Raw genomic sequence first — 2215 nt, forward strand, 5'->3', positions numbered from 1 at the left:
CAGCGTGAAGTATGTTTTCAAAGATTTAGCAAGAAAGGGTGCCAAGATTGCCGCAAGATAAAGATGAATTAATCCCGAATACAGCAAAAATGCGCTGGTGGGGAGAACAGAATTTTGAAATAAATCAATCCAAAGCCTGGCAGTTTGGCTCCTTGCTGTTTCGCCTGACCCGAGGGATTCAGGAATGGCGACTGGAATATTTCCGTCCTTCCGTACAATACGATTATGAGCAGCAATGGCATCAGATTGATGATCCGAATTTTGCCTTTCCACCGCCCGTGAAAATTGAACGCTATATGTTCAAATCCACGCAAAACAAACTGCAACTGATGCCTCGTCTTGCAGACCGATCTGTGGTGATCAAGCCGGTCGATCCGATTTATATTCCTGCCGGACAGCGCGGTACGCTTTATATCAGCACGCCTTTATGGATTGCCGGTTTTATCGAGGGTCAGCGCGAACCGATTTTTGACTTGCCGGTGATTTTGCCAAAAGACACCTGGTTTGGCCCCAATCATCGCTCGGGGGAAATCTGCTATGCCACCGCAGTTGATGGCAGAACCGAACTGAAACAGTTACATCCGCGGGCCTTTCGTGCGGTCACGCCGATTGAGTTTCACAATACCAGTAACCAGCAATTGCGCTTTGACCGGATGAATGTGCCAGTGCCTGCACTGCCGCTTTTTTACAGTGAAAGTACCGGCCGCTTATGGACCTCACAAATCCGGGTCTTGCATGAAAGTTCGGACCGTCCACCGCGGATCCTGGTGGAAAACCGCACGCCGCCGAATGCCGGCGAAGTCGCCTATCTGCATCCACCGCGTGATCCGGCAGGCGCTTTATTTAATATGTTTGATTCATTTTTCTAAGGGCGTCTGATGCCAAGTTCAAATATTCCGACCGAAGTCACCAACAGCCTGAAGGGAGTATTTACCAATATCAATACCGATCGTTTGACCGAAGTTTTGGTGGCGGTGGTGTTGTGCTTTATTGGTTTCCTGATTGCGCGCTTTGTTTCTAATACCTTTATTCGGACCATTGGGGTACGTTTTAATGCCCATCAGAAACTGGTCTGGCGCCGCGGGATTTTCTATTTTATCTTCCTGCTGTTTGTAATGGCCAGCCTGAAAGAGGCCGGCTTTAAACTCAGTGTCTTCCTTGGCGCTGCGGGGATTTTAACGGTCGCACTGGGTTTCGCTTCGCAGACCTCGGCATCCAACCTGATCAGTGGCCTATTCCTGATTGGTGAAGGTTCTTTTGAAGTCGGTGATACCATCCAGATTACCTTGATTCGTGGGCATACCATTGAAGGTGAAGTAATCTCGATTGACCTGCTCTCGGTTAAACTTTTGACCCAAGATAATATTTATGTACGATTGCCAAATGAACAGCTGATTCGGGCACCAGTGCAAAACCTGTCAAAATTTCCGATACGGCGTATTCCAATTACTCTGGCGATCAATTTTCATGAAGATATTATCAAGGTGCGCGAAGTACTACTGGACGTTGCCAATAAATATCCGCTGGTTCTGGCTGACCCGAAACCTGCAGTCACCGTTACCGCTTTCCGTGAATCTTCAATTGAACTGCTGTTTGCAGTGTGGTGCCAACAGGAAAACTACCTGAAAGTACGTGATGAAATGCAGGAACGGATTCGCAACGGCTTTGTCGAAAACCAGATTGAAATTCCGGTGCCGAAAATGGGCTTTGTCGATCATCCGCTTTCCCGTCCTCTAGAAAATGAAGAAATTGATCAATACGCCAATGACAAGGCATTGAAAAGAGAGCCGGATTTTAAATAAATTAACTTTAGGTGAGAGCAACATCGAAACCAAAAACCTACATCAGTGAAGAATGTTCCCTCTCCCTTTTTAAAGGAGAGGGTTAGGGAGAGGATTCAATCAATCAGTTTTCTCCGGCATCGGTGCAATATAAGCAATCAGCAGCATCACCCCACCTGCCAGCAGGAATGAAATCACCCGAGTCAGAGTGCCAATATGTGATAGGTCAAATAGCACTAATTTCAAGGTCACAATCACCAGAATACTGCCGCCTAAAATCCACATCGGTTTCAGTTTTTTGAGTGTTGCCGTCCACATGGTGATCCAAGCCAGCAATACCCAGAGTATGGTCAGACTAAGCTGAACTGTCGCATTGCTCCATAATGCCAAATCATTAAACGGCGTCTGCAGGTACACATGTAAAGCTCTTAAAA

3 protein-coding genes are annotated in these 2215 nt (G+C 46.9%); 2 read left to right on the plus strand and 1 reads right to left on the minus strand.

Features of this window, described 5'->3' with window-relative positions:
• Positions 1–89: 89 nt before the first annotated feature.
• Both WAK81_RS09960 and WAK81_RS09965 read left to right on the plus strand, forming a co-directional pair.
• Complete coding sequence (locus WAK81_RS09960; RefSeq protein ID WP_422196683.1) at positions 90–869, plus strand: hypothetical protein; 780 nt, start codon at positions 90–92, stop codon at positions 867–869.
• 9 nt (positions 870–878) lie between these two features.
• Positions 879–1802: a mechanosensitive ion channel family protein gene (locus WAK81_RS09965; RefSeq protein ID WP_422196681.1), complete on the plus strand. Its 924-nt coding sequence runs from the start codon at positions 879–881 to the stop codon at positions 1800–1802.
• A gap of 99 nt (positions 1803–1901) precedes the next feature.
• Here WAK81_RS09965 and WAK81_RS09970 read toward each other — a convergent pair.
• On the minus strand, positions 1902–2215 hold a 314-nt coding region (locus tag WAK81_RS09970), incomplete at its 5' end, for a DUF2339 domain-containing protein (RefSeq protein WP_422196682.1).

It is taken from the genome of Acinetobacter sp. (genome assembly GCF_049284435.1).
GTDB lineage: Bacteria > Pseudomonadota > Gammaproteobacteria > Pseudomonadales > Moraxellaceae > Acinetobacter.